This is a genomic window from Synechococcus sp. B60.1 (genome assembly GCF_047462555.1).
In the GTDB taxonomy this organism is placed as follows: Bacteria; Cyanobacteriota; Cyanobacteriia; order Thermostichales; family Thermostichaceae; genus Thermostichus.
This window is the reverse complement of sequence record NZ_JANSJN010000006.1, coordinates 13,321-32,009: the sequence shown is the minus strand read 5'-3', so window position 1 is coordinate 32,009 and position 18,689 is coordinate 13,321. Positions and strand designations below refer to the sequence as shown.

The window sequence follows — 18,689 nt, the reverse complement described above, 5'->3', positions numbered from 1 at the left end:
CCATGACGCCCAATAGTTGGTCCAGTGCCATCGACCTTAGCCAAAAGCGCATTTTGCTCACCGGAGGGAGTGGCTTTTTGGGCAAACATGTGCTGCAGCAGTTGCAAGTGCTGGGGGTGAAGCCGGAGCAGGTGCGGATCCCGCGCTCCCGCACCCACGACCTGCGCCGCTGGGAAGTCTGCCAAGAGGTGGTGCAGGGGCAAGATATCGTCATCCATTTGGCGGCCCATGTGGGCGGCATCGGCCTCAACCAGGCCAAGCCGGCGGAGCTCTTCTACGACAACCTGATCATGGGATCCCAGCTCATCCACGCCGCTTATCTAGCCGGGGTGGAGAAGTTTGTCTGCGTGGGCACCATTTGCGCTTATCCCAAGTTCACCCCCGTCCCCTTCAAGGAAGAGGATCTCTGGAATGGCTACCCGGAGGAGACCAACGCCCCCTACGGCATCGCCAAGAAAGCCCTGCTGGTGCAACTGCAGGCCTACCGGCAGCAATATGGCTTCAACGGAATCTACCTCCTGCCGGTGAACCTCTACGGCCCCATGGACAACTTCGATCTCGAAACTTCCCACGTGATCCCGGCCTTGATCCGCAAGGTGCATGAAGCCCAACAGCGGGGCCAGAACTACGTGGAGGTGTGGGGAGATGGCAGCCCCACCCGCGAGTTTTTCTACGCCGAAGATGCCGCCCGCGGCATTCTCCTGGCCACCCAGCTCTACAACAGCTCCGAGCCCCTGAACCTGGGCACCGGAGAGGAGATCTCCATTCGGGATCTCATTGCCCTCATCTGCGAGCTGATGGAGTTTCGCGGCGAGATCCGCTGGCAAACGGACAAGCCCAACGGCCAGCCGCGCCGCTGCCTGGACGTCTCCAAAGCCCGTGAGAGGATTGGTTTTGTGGCCAAGGTGGGGCTGCGGGAGGGGCTGCAGCGCACCATCGACTGGTACCGCCGCCACGCCTCCAACGGGGCAAACTAGGCAAGGGGCTGGCTCTCCAGTCGTCCATCCTCCATGTGCAGCACCCGGTCGGCGATGTCGAGGATGCGGTTGTCGTGGGTCACCATCAGGATGGTGCAACCCTGCTCCCGCGCCAACTTCTCCATCAGGGTCACCACCTCGCGGCCCGACTTGCTGTCCAGGGCTGCCGTCGGCTCGTCGGCCAGCACCAGTTTGGGGTGGCTGACCAGGGCCCGCGCAATGGCCACTCGCTGCTTTTGCCCTCCCGAAAGCTGCTCTGGGTAGTAGTGGACGTGATCCCCGAGACCCACCGCCGCCAGCATCGCTTCCGCCCGCTCTTGGGCTTCCTGGGCGGAAAGGCCGTTGTGCAGCTCCAGAGCCATACGCACATTTTGAGCTGCCGTCAGGGAGCGCAGCAGGTTGTGGGCCTGGAAGATGTACCCCACCTGGCGGCGGATCTGGATGAGGGTGTTGGGCTGGGCGCCCCGCAGCTCCTGCCCCAACACCCGCAAGCTGCCCTCCTGCACCGAGCGCAAAGCCCCCAGGAGCGTGAGCAGCGTGGTCTTGCCGGAGCCGGAGGGGCCGGTCAACAACACGATCTCCCCCGGCTGCAAAACGAAGTTGATGTCAAAAAGCACTTGCTTGCGCAGGGATCCCTCGCCAAAGTAGTGGTTCACCCCTTCGGCTTTGACCACCGGCTCAACGGCATTTTGGGTGGAGGCGAGGGCGGCTTGATCGAGAAGGAAAGGCAGCATAGGGAACTCAAAATCTCAAACAACTTGGGTTGACAACTTATCGTGGGCCATCGTGGGAACTGCCGCGATTGAACCCTCCAGAAACCTTTGGCCGAAGGCCTTTAAAGGGATCCCAGAAGCTTTTGGGCAGTTGAGTTCAAGCCATTCAACAATCCATTCCCCCCTCCCCCATGCAACGCCTTGCCAAAACTTTAGAAGATATCGGCGGGATCGGCTGCCCGCAGCCGCCGCACGGCAATGGCCCCTGAGATAAAGCACATGCTCACCGTCAGGAGCAGCACCAGCACCGCCCGGCTGAAGGTCATGGCAATTGGCAGCAACGTGGCATTGGCCGTCAAATCGTAGAGCAAAACCGCCAGGGCAAAAGCGGGAATATATCCCAGACCGGCCAGCAAAATAGCTTCTTGAAACACCACCCCCAGCAAGTAAGTATCCGTGTAGCCCATGGCCTTAAGGGTGGCATATTCTGCCAGGTGATCCGACACATCGGTATAGAGGATCTGATAGACAATCACAATGCCGACGATGAAACCCATGGCCACCCCCAGGCCGAAAATAAAGCCGATGGCCGTGCCCTCCTCCCAGTAGCTTTGCTCCATATCGATAAACTCTGCCCGCGACAGCACCCGCACATCCTCCGGCAGCAAGGCCCGCATCTGCTGCACCAACGGCTGGGGATCCACCCCCGGCTGCAGTTGCACCACACCGATATCCACGAGGCCGCGCTCCCGCTGGGGAAAAATGCGCAGGAAGTTGAGGTCGCTGGTGAGGATGGTGCCGTCGGCGCCAAAGGTAGCCCCCATCTCAAACAGACCCCCCACCTGGACGCGGCGGTTCCCCACCTCGGTAAAGACCTCTCGACCGGACTCAAACCATTCCGGGATGGGGCCAAACTCGCTGCGGGAGCGGCGGTCGAAGAGCACCACGTCCGCCTTCTTGATCTCCTCCAACTTGTCGGGGGTCAGCTCCGGCAACTCCAGCAGGTCGGCAGAGGGATCCACCCCCACCACAAAGATGCTGCGGGTGCGGCGGGTCTGGGGGTTTTTCCAGAGGGCAAAGCCTACATAGACGGGCGAGATGGCCCGTACCCCCTCAAAGCCCAGTGCCTGGTACAGCCGCCGCTGGGAAAAGGTGTTCATGGCAATGAGGGCGTTGGACTGGGGGCTGACCAGGAAGATCTCCCCTTTGAGGGCGACGTGGAAGCGGATGGCGCTCTCCAGCAGGCTGTCTTGGAAGCCCAACTGCATGAACATAAGGATGCAGGCAAAGGCAATGCCCGCCAGGGCCACCAGCAGGCGGATCTTCTCCCGCGTCAACTGCAGCCAGGCCAACGGGATGCGGCGCCCGATAAACGCTACGCTGAACAAGCCGGACATCGTCCCCCCCCTACCCCTCGACCTCGATGGCCACATCTACTTGCAGGTTGGTCAGGCCAGCCACGCGGGCGCTGCTTTCCGGATCCAGGCGGATATACACCTCCACCACACGCGCATCCACATCGGCGGCGGGGTCGGTGTTGAGCACATCTTTCTTGCCGATTTGCAGGCCCAGGCGCTCGACCCGGCCCTGCAGCGTTTCTGGCAGCGCGCGGTTGCTGATGGTGGCCCGTTGTCCGGGCCGCACCCGCAGGATGTCGGTTTCGTAGACCTCCGCCACCACCATCATCTGGTCGGTGTTGCCCAGCTCGAGGATCCCTTTGTCGGCAGCGATAACTTCCCCAGGATGGGTGTGGATCTTGAGCACCTGGCCGGCCCGGGGGGCGCGGATGAGGGTGCGCTCCAGGCGGGCTTCTGCCAACTCCAGGTTGCGGGCCAGGGATCCCAGTTGCACTTGCGCTTGGGCCCGCCTCAGCCCTGCTTCAGCGGCTTGCACCTGGGCTTGGGCGTTGCGCAGATCCCGCTCGCGGGCCAGGCGCAGTTGATCCAGAGTGGCCTCAGCGGCCCGCAAGTCCTCCTGCCGTTGCCGCACCAGCAGAGCCTTCTGGTCTAGCTCCTGCTGGGAGATAGCCCCCTCCTGCCACAGGGTCTGAAAGCGAGCCAGGTTGGCCTCAGCATCGGCCAGCTCCGCCCGAAGGCGCTCCACCACCGCTTCCTGGGATCGGATCTGCAACTGTTGCGGTTCGTCTAGACGGTTGAGGCGGGTGCGCGCCTCTTCAACTTGGGCTTGGCCAAAGCGGGTCTCGGCCTCTAGTCGGGCGCGGGCTTCTTGCAGTTGGGCAGCAGCATACTCCCGCTCCGCCAGGCGCTCGCCATAGTTTTCCAGTCGCGCCAACACTTGGCCTGCCACCACGCGATCCCCTTCAGCTACCAACAGCTCTCCTAACCGCTCTCCCGGGGGGCCGGCCACCCGCACCACTTCTCCTTCCGGCTCCAGGCGCCCCAGGGCGCCAATACGGGGAGGTAGCCGCGTTTCCTCCGTTGCCTCTGCATTTGCTTCTGATACGGATTGGGTGGCCGCCTGCTGGCTCAGTCCCAGCCAGGCCAGCCCGGCTCCGGCCAGCAATCCAGTTCCCGCAATAGACCAGAGTAGCCGCTGATTCATCGTTCCCTGCCCGTTTAGTTTTGCGGTTGGGGACGGTCGTTACAGTTGCAATTCTTTAATAAATGTAAAGTTTATGGGGCGAGGATGTCCAGGTTTTTCTCATGTGTTTATTTTTCGGGTACTTGTTTTTCTTCGGCTGATCTTCGGTTGTCGGCCTCCGTCGGCTACCTAACCCAAGGGATTCCTGATATGATCTGGCCTGTTCGGGGCCCTTCTGCAGGTGCCAATTTCTAGGTGTGGTGCGAGGAGTGAGGTGGAGTTGCGATGGTGGAAACAGTTGCAGGGGAAGATCCCGTTGTGCCGGCGCCAGCTCGTTCTCCATCTCTGCCTGCCAAAAATTTGGATCCGTTAAAGCCGCTACTGCCGGCTTACCACTTTGTTGGGATCGGCGGAGTGGGGATGTCGGCCCTAGCCTACATTTTGGCCAAGCAGGGGTTTCGCGTTTCCGGCTCAGATATTGCCGCCAATGGCCGTACCCGTCGCCTGGAAGCCTTGGGGGTACGCTTTATTCAGGGCCACACTCTAGAGGGTTTGGCCGGGGATCCCCAGGTGGTCTATTCCAGCGCCATCCGTCCCAGCAACCCGGAATTGGCAGCGGCTCTAGACAAGGGATTAAAGGTTTGGCATCGAGCCGATTTACTGGCTGCCCTGTTTAACCATCGCCCCAGCATTGGTGTAGCAGGCACCCATGGCAAAACCACCACCAGCAGCATGATTGGCTATGTGCTGCTGGCAGCAGGCTGGGATCCCACCTTGATTATCGGTGGGGAGATGGATGCCTGGGATGGCAACGCCCGTCTGGGCCAGGGGGAATATTTGGTGGCGGAGGTGGATGAGTCGGATGGATCCCTGGTGCGGCTTTACCCCAAGATTGGCGTGATCACCAACATTGAGCTAGATCACCCGGATCACTATGCCAATCTGGAGCAGGTAATCCGGGCCTTTCAGCAGTACGGGCAGCAGAGCCAAACCCTGGTGGCTTGCCTAGATTGCCCCAACGTGGCCACCCACCTGGCGGTGGACATTGGCTACAGCCTGGCCGGCCATCCCCAAGCCCAGTACCAGGCGCGCGAGATCGTCTATGCCGCGGACTTTACCTCCGCCGAGATCTGGGAGAGGGGATCCCTCCTCGGCCAGCTCCGCCTGCAGGTACTGGGATCCCACAACCTCAGCAACGCTTTGGCCGCCGTTGCCGTCGGGAGGCAGTTGGGCTTGGAGTTCCCCGTGATTGCCTCTGCTCTGGCCCAGTTTCGGGGGGTGCAGCGCCGCTTTGAAGCCAAGGGCGAGGTGGGCGGGGTCACCTTTATCGACGACTATGCCCACCATCCCAGCGAGGTTCGCGCCACGCTGCGGGCGGCCTATCTGCAGCAGCGGCGGGTGGTGGCGGTGTTTCAGCCCCATCGCCACAGCCGCTTGGCCGCCTTGTTCCAAGATTTTGCCCGCTGCTTCGAGAATGCAGATGTGGTGGTGATCGTGCCCACATACGGGGCCGGAGAGCCGGCGCCGGAGCGTTCTGACAGCTTGCGGTTGGCCGTGGCGGTGGCGGAGCACCATCCCCAGGTGCGCTATGTGTCTTCTTTGCGGGAATTGCCGCAGGTGTTGGCCTCTGTTTTGCAGCCTGGAGATCTCGCCATTTTTTTGGGCGCAGGCGATCTCAATCAGCAGATAGCCGCTACGATGCGGGCCTATGCGGCTCAGGTGGGGGAGCAGGCTCTGGCAGACTTGGAGGAAAAATTGCCGGGGCAAGCGGAGAATGGGATCGGGGAGATGGGGGCTTCTGAGGTATTGGCATCATGACTACAGCTCCCTGCGTGCCCAATGCCTCCTGCGTTGCCCGGCTTTCTGGGCGGATGCAAGCGGGGATCCCGTTGGCTCCTCTGACCACCTTCCGCGTGGGTGGCAAGGCGGAGTGGTATTGTGAGCCCGGCAGCAACCTGGAGCTGCAGCAGTGTTTGGCCTGGGCGCGGGCCGAAGGGATCCCTGTCACCCTGTTGGGGGCAGGTAGCAACCTGCTCATCAGCGATGCGGGGTTGAGGGGGCTGGTTGTCCACACCCGGCGTTTGCGCGGGCTGCAACTGTTGGAGGGGGGAAGGATCTGGGCCGCTGCCGGAGAACCTTTGGTCAACCTGGCGCGGGTAGCTGCCAAGCAGGGCTGGAGCGGCTTGGAATGGGCAATTGGGATCCCAGGCACACTGGGGGGAGCGGTGGTGATGAATGCCGGCGCCCACGGGCGCGCCATGGCAGATGTGCTGGTGGAAGTGCAGATTTTGGATGAAGAGCAGGAGCCCTGCCGCTTGGAACCTGCTGACTTGCAATTTGGCTACCGCCGCTCTCGCCTGCAAGACTTGCCCTGGACGGTTATAGGGGCAACCTTGCAGTTGATCCCAGGCCGGGATCCAGCCCAGGTGCAGTGGGAAACCCAGCGCAACCTCAACCAGCGTCTCAGCTCTCAGCCCTACCATCTACCCAGTTGTGGCAGCGTCTTTCGCAACCCCGAAACCTACCCTGCCGGCTGGTTAATTGAGCAGGCCGGTCTAAAGGGCTACCGGATTGGCGGGGCCCAGATCTCCGAGCGCCATGCCAACTTCATCCTCAACTGTGGCCAGGCCAGCGCCAGCGACATCTATCGCCTGATTCGCCTGGCGCAGGAAAAGGTTTATCAGCAGTGGTCAATACTTCTGGAGCCAGAAGTACGGATTCTAGGCTCCTTTGAGGAAACTGGTTAGAGGGCCAGTACCCCGCAATGGTTGCTTCGAAGGAGCCCCTGGGGGTTGCCACCCACTCCAGAGCTAGCCAAACCATAGGCAAGCGGCGAGCCAAAGAGAGAGTACTCCCCCGGGGATTCTTCCCCGTCCGCAACAGTTCCATCGCTTTATGAAAACCCAGAGACAGTGTCTAGCTTTGCACCTAGGAACATGGCAGGGCCTCTTTTCCAACTACCGACCCACGGCTCATGGCTGGGAGCTGGCGGGCCAAAAGCGCAGCCTCATCACCTTTGAAGCTTTGGATTTGGGCGGGATCCGCCAAACCAATGCCTACTACCCCCCAGAGGGATCCCCTACCCCCGAAAGCCACCAGAGCTGGGTTTATCAGGATTTCTCGCCCGGCTTGCGCTTTTTCCCTGATGGCTCCTTTTCCAACGGGCGGCTGCAATTGGCACCATTTGGCGATTTTGCCGTCGAGCAGGGCTTCCTCTGGGGGGATCGCAAGGCGCGGCTGGTGCAACAGTGGGACGCCCAGGGCCGCTTGGTGGGGGTGACCGTCATCTTGGAGCGGCGCGGCCAAGCGCTGGATCTTGCTGCCGACTTTCCCTCACTTACTAGGGCGCAACTAAGCCTGGCCCTGCAAGGGCGATGGCGGGGGATCGCCCAGAGCTTTTCTGCCACTGACAGCCTGCTCAGCGAAACCAACGTCGATCTCTCAGAACCAGACTGGACCAGCCCCTGGGATCCCTTGCCGGGGGGGCTGTGGATTGGCGGGCCGGATCCCTTGCCCATCCCCACCCTGCATCGGGATCGCCGCTTTTCCGTCAGCCTAAGCTGGTTTCCAGAAGGGCCGGAGGGCTGCCACCTGCTGCACCTGGTGCGGGACTACGACGAGGGCGGCGCCTGGCAACGGGTTACGCTGATCCGGCTGGAGCGGGATCCTGGGTGAGAAAGGTGCAAACCTGGGCAAACACCGTCTCCCGCTCACAGTCCAACGTGAGAATGTGGTCGGAGTGCTCCAGCCAATGCAGGCTCTTCTGTGCGGATCCCAGTTCTTGATAAAGCCACGCTGCTTGTTCAGGATCCACCACCGTATCTTGGCGCGGTTGCAGGATAAGGGTGGGAACTTGGATGCTGGCTACTTCCCCCCTGACCCGCTCGATGAGCTCAAGGGCGCTGCGCACTGCCGTCAGATTGAAGCTGTGAAAATAGGCCACTTTTTCTGCCAGCGCGCGGGCATCGCCATCCCGAATCGGCAGGCGGAAGCGAGGGACATCTTCCAAGAGCCAGCCCAGGCTGTTGAGGTACTGCTCTGGGCGAAAGAGATAGTACCAGTGGTGGCGAATGGCAAAAAACGGCGCCAGCAGCACCAATTTGTGGACAGGATGGGCAAAGGCCAGGTGCAGCGCCAACAGGCAGCCGGTGGAAAACCCCACCAGCGAAACACGCGGGTACTCCTGCCGCAGGGCTAGGTAATGTTCCAAAACCCGCCCGTACCAGTCGGTCCAGCGGGAAGGGGGCATGCGGGGTGCTGGACGCTCGTGGCCAGGGTAGTTAAACCCCTGCACCGTCAGGCCGGCTGCCAGCAGCCGCTCCGCCAGCCACTGCAACTCGTAGACGCCACCCCCCAACCCATGGAGCAGCAGGCAGGCGTGCTCCCTTGATCCCCGCCACAGAAAAGGCTCGTTGCTCAGCATCAAAACCTCGCCTCAAGACTTGACCCAGGTCAGGACAGGATCCCTTTTTAACCCAGAGCAATATCCAGCAGCAGCATCACCACAAACCCACTGAGAACGCCAAAGGTGCCCTCCCGCTCCAACCCCCGCCGGTGCGACTCAGGGATGATCTCATCCGAGATCACAAACAACATTGCCCCGGCGGCAAAGGCCATGCCCCAGGGCAACAAGGACTGCGCCAGAGAAACCACTGTCGCTCCCACGATGCCGCCGATGGGCTCCACCAGCCCGGTCAGCAGGGCAATGGCAAAAGCAAATAGCCGCGAGTACCCCTGGCCTGCCAGCGACAAGGCCACCACCAGCCCTTCCGGCATGTTCTGCAGGCCGATCCCCAGTGCCAGCACCAACCCATCGCCGACTTGGCCGGTGGCAAACCCCACCCCCACCGCCAGGCCTTCTGGGAAGTTGTGCAGGGCAATGGCGATGATAAAAAGCCAGATCCGCTTTAGATGGGCGCGGTTCTCCCCTTCGATCCCTTTAAAGAAGTGCTCGTGGGGAAGAAACTGGTGGGCACTCTCCAGGAAGATTGCCCCCAGCAACAGGCCCGCCACCATCACCACGGCCGCCCCCAACTGGGAATATCCCAGTGCCAGCGCCGCCTCGGTGCCCGGCACCAGCAGCGAAAACGAGGTGGCGGCCAACATCACCCCACCCCCAAACCCCAGCAGGATCCCTTGCACCCTCGCCGAGAGCGAGGGGAGAAACAGCGCCGGCAAAGCCCCCAGCCCCGTTGCTAATCCGGCCACAAAGCTGGCCAGGGATCCCGTTGCAATTGGATGCACAAGCTACTCTCCGCCAAGGCCCAATGCCTCTTAATTTTCCCCTTTTTCTGGTTAATTCCCATCCACCGGCTCTTTTTCCTCGACGGCTGAAGATGGTTCTTTGGCTGCTGAGGCACAGCTTGCGACCTTCCCCACCAGCGTCGTAGGCTGGGGATCCCTGCTCTGGAGCTCGTTACCCTGCTAGGCACCAGACAACCCGGGTGTCAATGTTTTTCGTCACTTTCAATAAACTCGTCTTGGTGCTAGGCTCTCTGGAACTGAGCTGCCGCTCCTGCGGAAAACGCGCTGCCGATTACAGCGTCTAAAGGTGTTCAGCTTGCAGTTAGTCCTTCAAGAGCAGCTCGGCAATTTGAATGGCGTTGAGGGCTGCTCCTTTGCGGATCTGATCCCCGCACAGCCACAGCTCTAGGGCTTTGGGCTCGGAGATATCCTGGCGGATGCGGCCCACGGCCACTTCGTCTTTGCCGGCTACATCAATGGGCATGGGGAAGCGGTTGCGTTCCCAATCTTCGATAAGCACCACCCCCGGAGCCTGGGCCAGAATTTGTCGGGCTTGTTCCACCGGGAAGGGCTGCTCGAACTCCAGGTTGAGGGCCTCGGCGTGGGTGCGCAGCACCGGCACCCGCACGCAGGTAGCCGTCAGCCGTAGGTGGGGGGATCCCATAATTTTGCGGGATTCGTTGACCATCTTCATCTCTTCCTGGCAGTAGCCGTTTTCTTGCAGAGGGCTGTTGTGGAGGAAGAGGTTGAAGGCAATGGGATAGGGGAACACCTGCGGCTGCAACGGTTGGCCTTGCAGGTAGGCGCGGGTTTGCTCCTCTAGCTCCACCATGGCGCGGGCCCCGGCCCCGCTGGCGGACTGGTAGGTGGCAGCCACCACGCGGCGCAGCGGGATGTGGCGATGCAGCGGGTAGATGGCCACGCACATTAGGATGGTGGTGCAGTTGGGGTTGGCGAGGATCCCCTGGTGGCGAAAGGCTTCTTGGGGGTTGACCTCCGGCACCACCAGCGGGACATCGGGATCCAGGCGGAAGGCGCTGGAGTTGTCAATTAGCACTGCCCCTGCCTCGACGATGGTCTTGGCCCAAGTTTTGGAAACACTTGCCCCGGCAGAGGCCAAGACCAGGTCCAGACCCCGAAAGGACGCTTCTGCAACCGGCTCCACCGGGATCCGTTCTCCCTTGAAGGTCAAGTGGGTGCCCGCCGAGCGGGGCGAGGCCAACAGCTTCAGCTCTGCCACCGGAAAGCGGCGCTCTTCCAGCAGCTTTAGCAGCTCCATTCCTACGGCTCCTGTGGCCCCCAAGATGGCTACCCGTTGTTGCCGTCCCATGCTTTCTTGTCCTCAGGTCTTCCTAATTCTAGGGTTCAAGAGGTTGCTGTCATTGCGGCCAGAGCGGCCTGCACATCCGCCAGCTCGACTTGATCGGTCAGCTCCGCTTGGCCAATCCGGCGGGGCAGAACGAAGCGGATCCGCCCTTGCTTGACTTTTTTGTCTGCCTGCAGCGCCTGCAGCACCGCCTCCCAAGGGATCCCGGCGGGCCAGTGGCTGGGCAGCCCTGCCCTTTCGATAAGGCGTCGCTGCCGCTCGGCCTCAGTCGCGCTCCACCACCCCAGGCGACGGGCGATCTCCCCCGCAGCCACCATGCCGATGGCAACGGCCTCCCCGTGCAGGTAGCGGCGGTAGCCGGTAACAGTTTCCAGGGCATGGCCGAGGGTGTGGCCGTAGTTGAGGATGGCTCGCAGGCCCCCCTCTCGTTCGTCTTGTTGTACCACCCAGGCTTTGCACTCGGCACAGCGGCGCAGCAGATAGTGCAGATCTGCGGGAGCAAAGTCGGCATAGCGGCTCAGCCTGGGCCGGTCTTCCAAAAACTCAAACAGGTCGGCAGCCTGGATGACGCCGTACTTGATCACTTCGGCTAGGGCTGAAGTAAACTCCCGCCGGGGCAAGGTCTGCAACACCGTTGGATCAATCCACACCAGGCGCGGCTGGTAGAAGGCCCCAATTAGGTTTTTCCCCCCGGGATGGTTGACGCCGGTCTTGCCGCCAATGGCCGCATCCACCATGGCCAAAAGCGAGGTGGGCACCTGCACCCAAGGGATCCCGCGCAGCCAGGTGGCGGCAGCAAACCCCACCATATCCCCGATTACCCCGCCTCCTAAGGCCACGAGGGTGGAGGAGCGCTCCAGGCCAAAGCTCAAGGCAGCATCATAGATCTTGGCCACGGAGCGCAGGGTCTTGTAGCGCTCGCCGGCGGGCAACAGAAAAAGATGGGCGGCAAACCCGGCTTGTTGCAACCCTTGCATCAACTTTTCGGCAAAATGCTTGGCAATACCCGGATGGCTCACCACCAGCACCTTGCCGGCTAGCCCCAAAGCTCGCATCTGGGATCCCAACTGGCTGAGGCTGTGGCCGCCGGAACCTGCGGGGGACTGGATGAGAATGTCGTAGGAGCTGTGGGGAAGCTTGACAGGGATTAGACAGGGATCCATGGGCGCCGCTGTTGAAGAGATGGGATCCAGTGTGGCACGTTCTGGTGCTTGACGTTTTTCCCATGCCTTCTAGCTTAGCCAGTCCTACGGCCCACTTTAGATGAACTGCGTACAGGGCAGGTGGGGAGCTCTTTCTCAGCTTACAAGACTACCCTTGCCTACTGCTCGCGCCAGCGGTGCGAAGCATTCCCCACCAGGTGTCGATCTCCACCCTACGGGGAAAAACGGATCCCAGCGGGCTACTCAGGGCAAAACCGGCAGCAGCGGCAGAATCTCAATTTCGGGGCGCTGGGTTTGGGGGAGAGATTGCGAAGGCCAAGTGGAGCCGCCGGAGCCATAGGCGGCAGGGCTGACCATGCTGTGCTCAGCGATAAGCTGGTTGAGGCGGGCGATGCGCTCCGCGATGGGGGGATGGGTACGCAAGAAGTCCGGCAGGGATGGACGGAATTGCAACTTGGCCAAAAATTGCGACATGCCCCTGGGATCGAAGCCGGCGCGATAGGTGGCCCACAGACCTTTTTCGTCGGCGACAAACTCGTTTTCGCGGCTTTGCGGTCGGCGTACTCCCAGCTCCAGGGCTAGGGCAGCCAAGGTGTTGTCATCGAGTCCCAGCAATTGGGCGCCAAAGCGGGCGGCGGCAGCCTGCTGCAGTTGTTGAAGGCCGTGACGTTCGCTGATATGGGCGATTTCGTGGCCCAAGACAGCGGCAATTTGGTCGTCGTTGTCGGTAGCTTCCAGGGCGCCAGTGGTGATGTAAACAAAACCGCCCATCGTGGCAAAGGCGTTGATGTCTGGATCCTCCACCACCTGAAAGGTATAGGGCAAGTTGGGGCGTTCGCTGTGGGCGGCCAGCCGCTGGCCGATGCGATTCACCCGCTCCACCCAATAGGGATCTGCACTGACGCGAATCTGTCCGCGGGCTTTCAGTTGCTGGTCGATCTGGCGGCCCAAGCTCACCTCTTGGGCATCGTTCATCTGGCTCACCTGCAGCCATTGCAGGCCGTGGATCAGCAGCCGACCCAGGTCTTGGGCTTGGGCAGGGGATCCCATCCCAGCGGCAAGGATGGCCAGTAGAGCAAAGGCAACCGGCTTGGCCGCGCAGCAACTCCTTCTCTGAGAGGGGATGGGGCCCACCAGCGGGATTGCCTCGGCAGCAGAGCGAGGTCTTAATACCCGCATTGGATGCCTCCAAGACAGCCTTCTCTTAGGCTAGCGATCTGGCAATGGGATCGTCCTACCAGAAATGGAAACCCCTCTACCCTTTTGGCTACTTTGACTGAGCTTGCGGCAAGGGGAAGTGTTCCCGCAGCCAGGCTTCTGCCTCAGCGCGAGTGGTGAGCTCGCCGTTGAGGGTGAGGCAGCGCAGGCGATCCAGAATCTCCTGAAAGAGAGGACTCGGCTTGTAGCCCAGGCAACGCAAATCATGCCCGTTGAGGAGCGGCTTCACCCAATGCCACTCCTGCAGGTAGCGCCAGATCAGCCGCCGCGCCGGCTTAGCGGCGAGCCCAGCCAACAGGATCACCGCCGGGATGCGCAGCCTCTGCAGCCGTTGTACCACCTGAGCTGGGGATAGGGATCCGCTTGCCAGTTGCGCTAGCAAGGCTTGGTAGGAGGGGAAATGGCTGAGGCGTTCGATGCCCGCTTGGGTGAGGTGGAGCTGGCTTGCCACCTGAGGCGCTTGGGGCAGCGCCAGAAGCAGAGCTTCCAGGCGCAGTTGCCAGATCTCCTGGGATCCCAACTCGGGGTAGCGGCGGCGGAAGTGATAGGCCCAGCGGCCAACCCGCTGCAGCCGCTGGCACAGGGAAGGCTCCCAGGTTAGATCGGGGTGAATGCAGCGCAGGGCTCCCCAGGCCGAGAGCCGCTCAAAGGCCAAGGGCCAGTCCTGGGAGCGGAGGATGTAGGCCAGCTCCTGCTTGAGGCGCTCCCCGCCAACGGCATCGTGGAGGCCGCTGGCTACAGCAGCGCGGATCCACTCTTCGGTGGTCGGATCCAGCGTAAAGCCCAGGTGCACAGCAAAGCGCACCGCCCGGTAGATGCGGGTGGGATCCTCAATGAAGCTGTTGGGGTGGAGAGCGCGGATGATCCCCTGCTGCAGATCAGCTTGCCCGCCGAAAAAATCCAGCAACTGACCCCGCTGGGGGCCGTTGAGGCGCAGGGCCAGGGCATTGATGGAAAAATCCCGCCGGTAGAGATCTTGCTGGATGGATCCCATGGCCACCTCAGGTGGCGAAGCCGGGTAGGGGTAAAACTCCGTGCGGGCACTGGCAATATCCACACAGAAGCCCCCTGGCCAGATCAGGGCTGCCGTCTGGAACTTGCCGTGGATCTCCAACCGCGCCTCGGGGAAGTGCTGCTTGAGGGCCTTCCCCAAGATCAACCCCCAGCCCGGCGGATCCGTACCATCGGCGGCCACGGGGTAAGGCCCGTCCACCACCAAGTCCAGATCTAGCCGCTCCAGGCGAGAGGGAGGCTGCCGTCCCCACTGGTGCAGCAGTAGATCCCGCACCGCTCCCCCCACCAGATACAGCCGCAGACCCTTTTCGTCGGCAAGGCGGGCAGCTTCCTCTAGCAACTGGCGGTGCCGCGGCGAGAGAGCGGCAAAGGTGAGATCCAGAGGACAGGAGAGGGCAGGAACAGCTAGGCGAGGCGAGAGGGCCGGCAGCTCGTGCAGGTGCCGCAACACGTCGGTGCGGGTAACAATGCCCACCAATTGGCCATCCTGAAGCACTGGCAGACGGCCAATGTCCCACTGCACCATCAGCCGCTGGATCTCCGCCAGCGGAGTGTCGGGGGAGAGGGTCTTGACATCCGTGGTCATGTAGCCCTTGACGGGGGCATGGCCAAAGCCGTGGTGCAGGGCAATGTCAATGTCCCGCCGTGAGATCACCCCCACCAGGCGGCCCTGGGCGTCCACCACCACCAGGCCAGAGTGGCCATAGCGCAGCAGCACCCGCTGCGCCTCCTGGATGGTAACCTCGGGCCGAATGGTGCGCACCGGTGAGGACATCAAATCCTTAGCCGTCACCGGCGGCGGGATCCGCTCTTTAACTGCCTGGATGAGGTCGGCCAGCACCTGGGCTGGATCGGGCAAGGGCTGGCCTGGGGAGGCTTTTAGGGTAGCTGCTGCCGCGCAGTCGTGGCCCCCGCCGCCGTAGCGGGCCATCACCTGGCCCAGTTGGACAAACTCCTGCCGTGCCCGCCCGATGAGGCTGAGCCGCTCCCCCTGCCGCGCCACCAAGAGCAGCACATCCACCCCTGTCAGCTCCATCAGCCGCATCACCAGGCCGGCCAAGCCGGGCACAAACTCCGGCAACTCCAGCAGCCACATTCCCAGGCGGTACTCCCCCACCTCCTCCACCTGCATCTGGGCCAACCCCTGGCTGAGCAACTCCTGCATCGGGGGAGTGAGACCATCCCCCAAGAAGCGCCGCAACAACACCAGGTTTACCCCCTGCTGCAACAGCCAGGTGAGGGCGGCAGCGTCGCGGGCAGTGGTTTCCGGGAAGGTCAGGGATCCCGTGTCCATGTGGATGCCCAAAGCCAGGGCCAGCCGCTCAAAGGGGCTGAGGCGGATCCCAGCCGCCTGTAGCCGCTCCACTAGGAGGGTACAGGTGGATCCCACCGCCTCAATGTGAGCGCTAACTTGCTGCTGGGGCCACAGGCGCTCGGGCGGGGTTGGCGGATCCCCGACATGGTGGTCAAAGATCTCGATCTGCGTCCCGGGTGCGCTCAACCATGCAGCGGCCTTGCCCAGGCGATCCGGATCGTGGCAATCTACCAGGATCCAGCGCTGCACCTGGCGGGGATCCACCGAGCGCAGCTCGATGAGGGGAAACTCGTCCCGGTAGAGGGCCAAGAACTCCTGCACCCCCGGCAGGGATCCGCCGGTCAAGGCAATACGAGCACCTGGATAGAGCCGGGCTGCGCCCACCGCCGCCCCCAGGGTGTCAAAATCTGCCGCTTGATGACACAGGATAAGATTCATGCTACAGGCCCGCCCTCCCCCTCCATCCTGACGGAGGCCAAACCCCGGTCGCAGGGATCGAGGGAAAGCGCTGCTGCAAGTCCTAGAGCGTAGTTAGTTCCTTTTCTTTCTCTGCCAGCAGCTCGTCGATCTTTTTGACGTAGCGGTCGGTCAATTTTTGGATCTCTTCTTGGCGACCCTTGGACTCGTCTTCGGAGATCTCGCCGTTTTTCTCCTGCTTGCGCACCGCGTCAATGGCGTCGCGGCGAATGTTGCGAATAGAAACCCGGCCCTCTTCGGCCAGCTTGGCCACCTGTTTGCTCAGCTCTTTGCGGCGCTCTTCTGTTAGAGGAGGGATGTTGAGGCGCACCACCTTGCCGTCGTTGCTGGGGGTTAGGCCCAGGTCGGAGGCGACGATGGCCCGCTCAATTGCCGCCAGGGTCGAGGGATCAAAAGGCTGGATCAAGAGAGTGCTGGCATCTGGAGTGGTAATGCTGGCTAGCGCCTTCAGGGGAGTGGGAACGCCGTAGTACTCTACTTGAACGCGATCCAGCAGGCTGGCATTGGCCCGCCCGGTGCGCACCGTGTTAAAGGAGCGCTGGGTGGCCTGCACTGCTTTGTTCATCAACTCCTCGATCTCAGCTAGCTCCACGGCCTTTTCCTCGCTCTCAAGACGGTTTGCCAAGGCTCAGGCGCTAGTGGCCAAAAACCAAAACCTCTAGCGCCAGCCTGAGTTTAATTCTATCCCTTTCTAGAGGCCATTCTTTGTCCTGGCAGCCGACTCAATTGCAGTCCCCTAGAATCGTCGTGAACTTCTCGTCTTGGTCCATGTCCGGGATCCCTTCCGCTCTTTCCTCGCTGAGGTTGGGGCTTGAGCAGGTCAACCTCTCGGCTTCGGCTCTATCGCTATTGGACTACTGCCCCCGCTTGTTTTGCTACGTGTACCTAGAGCGGCTCCTCTGGCCTGCAGCCAATGCCTTTGAGCACGAAGCAGAACAACGGCGAGGCCAGCAGTTCCACCGCCTGGTGGAGTGGTACAGCCGCGGGCGGCAGGTGGAGCCGCGCTTGTCTGGTTTGGACGAGACAGTACGCCAGTGGTGGCAGGTGTTCTTGGCCAGTCCTCATGCCCATCCGCAGGGGCGGGTGTTGGCCGAATTGCCCCTCTGGCAGCGCATGGAGGGGTTCAACCTCACTGCCCGCCTGGATCGGCTGGTGATTGCCCCGGGATCCCTGCACATTGTGGATTGGAAGACGGAGCGGCAGCGCCCCCCCGACGAACAGTTGGCCCAGGACTGGCAGGTGCGCCTCTACCCGCTGCTGCTGTGTGGGGTGGCCGATCAACTGCCCCTGGAAGTCCCCTTCCAGCCGGAGCAGGTGCAACTGACCTTTTGGTATGTGCAACACCCGCAGCAGCCTTTTCAGCTGCGCTACAGCGCCGCCGCCTACAAGCGGGATCTGGCCCACCTCAAAGCCACCCTGGCCCGTCTGCGGCAACTGGAGGCGCAGGACTTTCCCGGGATCCCCTACGGTAAACGCTGTGCCAGTTGTCTGTTTTGCTCCCACTGCCACGGGCTCATGCCGCAAGGGATCCCTGCCCAGGACCTCACCGCTTGGGTCTGGGGGGCCCAGGAGCAAGCAGGGGAAGAAACGCCGGAGGCAGAATGGCTGTAGGGCGCCCGCCTGCCCACCCCCCTGCACCGCAAACCTGCATACTGGGTTAAGAGTAGTGCAAGGCTGTTAACCGCGATGGCAGGCATCAGTGCTGGCCTTTCCCAGAATCCTGACTGGGATGTGGAGCTCAAGGGGATTCGCAAGCGCTTTGGCAACTTCGTGGCTCTCGATGGCATCACCTTGCAGATTCGGCGAGGCGAGTTTTTTGGCCTATTGGGCCCTTCTGGCTGTGGCAAGACCACCCTGCTACGCATCATCGCTGGCCTGGAAATGGCCGATGCTGGCGAGGTAGTGATCCGCGGGCGCCCCGTAAGCCACCTGCCCGCCCACAAGCGCAATGTCAACACCGTGTTTCAGAGCTATGCCCTTTTTCCCTTTATGACGGTGGAGGAAAACGTTGCCTTTGGCCTGCGCATGCGGGGGGTGCGAGGGGAGGCCCTGCACAAGCGGGTGGCCGCTGCCCTGGAATTGGTGGAGATCGGGGATCTGGCTAAGCGCAAGCCCCAGGAACTCTCCGGGGGGCAGCAGCAGCGGGTAGCCCTGGCCCGCGCCTTGGTCAATGAGCCGGAGGTGCTGCTATTGGATGAGCCGCTCTCGGCGTTGGATGCTAAGTTGCGCAAGCAGCTTCAGGTGCAGTTGTGCGAATTGCAGCGCCGCCTGGGCATGACGTTTATTTTCGTTACCCACGACCAGGAGGAGGCCTTGGTCACCAGCGACCGGGTGGCGGTGATGCGGACCGGACGCATTGAGCAAGTCGGCCCCATTGACGAGGTGTACGAGCGGCCGGCAACTGCCTTTGTGGCGGACTTTCTGGGAGCCAGCAACCTTATCCAAGGGATCGCCTGTGGCACAGACTGCGTGGATACGCCCCTAGGCAAGCTCAAAGTGCCCGGGATCCAGCCCAACTTGGAGCCGGTGCAGTTGGCCATCCGCCCAGAAAAGATTCAGCTTTCCCGTAGCGGCTGGGATCTGCTGCCCAACCAAGTGCCGGTGCGGGTGGAAAACCTCATCTACACCGGGGCGGAGAACCAGTACTTGCTGCAGACGGCCAATGGACAGCAGCTCAAGGCCACCGCCCTCAACACGGAT

At 62.0% G+C, this 18,689-nt stretch carries 16 protein-coding genes; 6 read left to right on the top strand and 10 right to left on the bottom strand.

Features of this window, described 5'->3' with window-relative positions:
* The first annotated feature begins 2 nt into the window (after positions 1–2).
* Positions 3–977 carry a GDP-L-fucose synthase family protein gene (locus NW863_RS01380; RefSeq protein ID WP_414363975.1) on the top strand — a complete coding sequence of 325 codons (975 nt, stop codon included), beginning with the start codon at positions 3–5 and terminating at the stop codon, positions 975–977.
* Here the strand turns inward: NW863_RS01380 and NW863_RS01375 are convergent.
* From NW863_RS01375 to NW863_RS01365, 3 genes are all read right to left on the bottom strand, one after another.
* Entirely contained in the window at positions 974–1,711 is a 738-nt protein-coding gene (locus NW863_RS01375) for a DevA family ABC transporter ATP-binding protein (RefSeq protein WP_414363974.1), read from the bottom strand. The genes NW863_RS01380 and NW863_RS01375 overlap by 4 nt on opposite strands.
* Positions 1,712–1,902: 191 nt before the next feature.
* A complete protein-coding gene (gene devC, locus NW863_RS01370; RefSeq protein ID WP_414363973.1) occupies positions 1,903–3,087 on the bottom strand; it encodes an ABC transporter permease DevC in 1,185 nt (394 codons plus the stop codon).
* A gap of 10 nt (positions 3,088–3,097) precedes the next feature.
* A complete protein-coding gene (locus tag NW863_RS01365) occupies positions 3,098–4,252 on the bottom strand; it encodes an ABC exporter membrane fusion protein (RefSeq protein ID WP_414363972.1) in 1,155 nt (384 codons plus the stop codon).
* Between the two features lie 264 nt (positions 4,253–4,516).
* On the opposite strand from NW863_RS01365, the gene murC reads away from it, so the two are divergent.
* The 3 genes from murC to NW863_RS01350 all read left to right on the top strand — a co-directional run bounded on the left by murC (position 4,517) and on the right by NW863_RS01350 (position 7,906).
* Positions 4,517–6,049, top strand: a complete 1,533-nt coding sequence (gene murC, locus NW863_RS01360; protein WP_414363971.1) for a UDP-N-acetylmuramate--L-alanine ligase — start codon at positions 4,517–4,519, stop codon at positions 6,047–6,049.
* A complete protein-coding gene (gene murB / locus NW863_RS01355) occupies positions 6,046–6,978 on the top strand; it encodes a UDP-N-acetylmuramate dehydrogenase (protein WP_414363970.1) in 933 nt (310 codons plus the stop codon). Before murC ends, murB begins: the two co-directional genes overlap by 4 nt.
* A 148-nt stretch (positions 6,979–7,126) precedes the next feature.
* Positions 7,127–7,906: a DUF3598 family protein gene (locus NW863_RS01350; protein WP_414363969.1), complete on the top strand. Its 780-nt coding sequence runs from the start codon at positions 7,127–7,129 to the stop codon at positions 7,904–7,906.
* Here the strand turns inward: NW863_RS01350 and NW863_RS01345 are convergent.
* From NW863_RS01345 to frr, 7 genes are all read right to left on the bottom strand, one after another.
* On the bottom strand, positions 7,872–8,654 hold the full coding sequence (locus NW863_RS01345; RefSeq protein ID WP_414363968.1) for an alpha/beta hydrolase: 783 nt from the start codon (positions 8,652–8,654) through the stop codon (positions 7,872–7,874). The two genes, NW863_RS01350 and NW863_RS01345, sit on opposite strands and share 35 nt — an antisense overlap.
* 47 nt (positions 8,655–8,701) lie before the next feature.
* A complete protein-coding gene (locus NW863_RS01340; protein ID WP_414363967.1) occupies positions 8,702–9,475 on the bottom strand; it encodes a ZIP family metal transporter in 774 nt (257 codons plus the stop codon).
* 322 nt (positions 9,476–9,797) lie between these two features.
* Complete coding sequence (locus tag NW863_RS01335; RefSeq protein ID WP_414363966.1) at positions 9,798–10,805, bottom strand: aspartate-semialdehyde dehydrogenase; 1,008 nt, start codon at positions 10,803–10,805, stop codon at positions 9,798–9,800.
* Between the two features lie 35 nt (positions 10,806–10,840).
* Positions 10,841–11,965, bottom strand: coding sequence for a 3-dehydroquinate synthase (gene aroB, locus NW863_RS01330; RefSeq protein ID WP_414363965.1), 1,125 nt, complete (start codon positions 11,963–11,965; stop codon positions 10,841–10,843).
* A 243-nt stretch (positions 11,966–12,208) separates the two neighbouring features.
* On the bottom strand, positions 12,209–13,144 hold the full coding sequence (locus NW863_RS01325; RefSeq protein ID WP_414363964.1) for a M48 family metallopeptidase: 936 nt from the start codon (positions 13,142–13,144) through the stop codon (positions 12,209–12,211).
* An 88-nt stretch (positions 13,145–13,232) separates the two neighbouring features.
* On the bottom strand, positions 13,233–15,950 hold the full coding sequence (locus NW863_RS01320; RefSeq protein ID WP_414363963.1) for a CBS domain-containing protein: 2,718 nt from the start codon (positions 15,948–15,950) through the stop codon (positions 13,233–13,235).
* Between the two features lie 82 nt (positions 15,951–16,032).
* Positions 16,033–16,581, bottom strand: a complete 549-nt coding sequence (gene frr / locus NW863_RS01315; RefSeq protein ID WP_414363962.1) for a ribosome recycling factor — start codon at positions 16,579–16,581, stop codon at positions 16,033–16,035.
* 155 nt (positions 16,582–16,736) lie between these two features.
* On the opposite strand from frr, the gene NW863_RS01310 reads away from it, so the two are divergent.
* Complete coding sequence (locus NW863_RS01310) at positions 16,737–17,600, top strand: PD-(D/E)XK nuclease family protein (RefSeq protein WP_414363961.1); 864 nt, start codon at positions 16,737–16,739, stop codon at positions 17,598–17,600.
* Between the two features lie 75 nt (positions 17,601–17,675).
* Positions 17,676–18,689 (top strand): ABC transporter ATP-binding protein (locus tag NW863_RS01305; protein WP_414363960.1); only part of this gene is annotated, 1,014 nt, incomplete at its 3' end.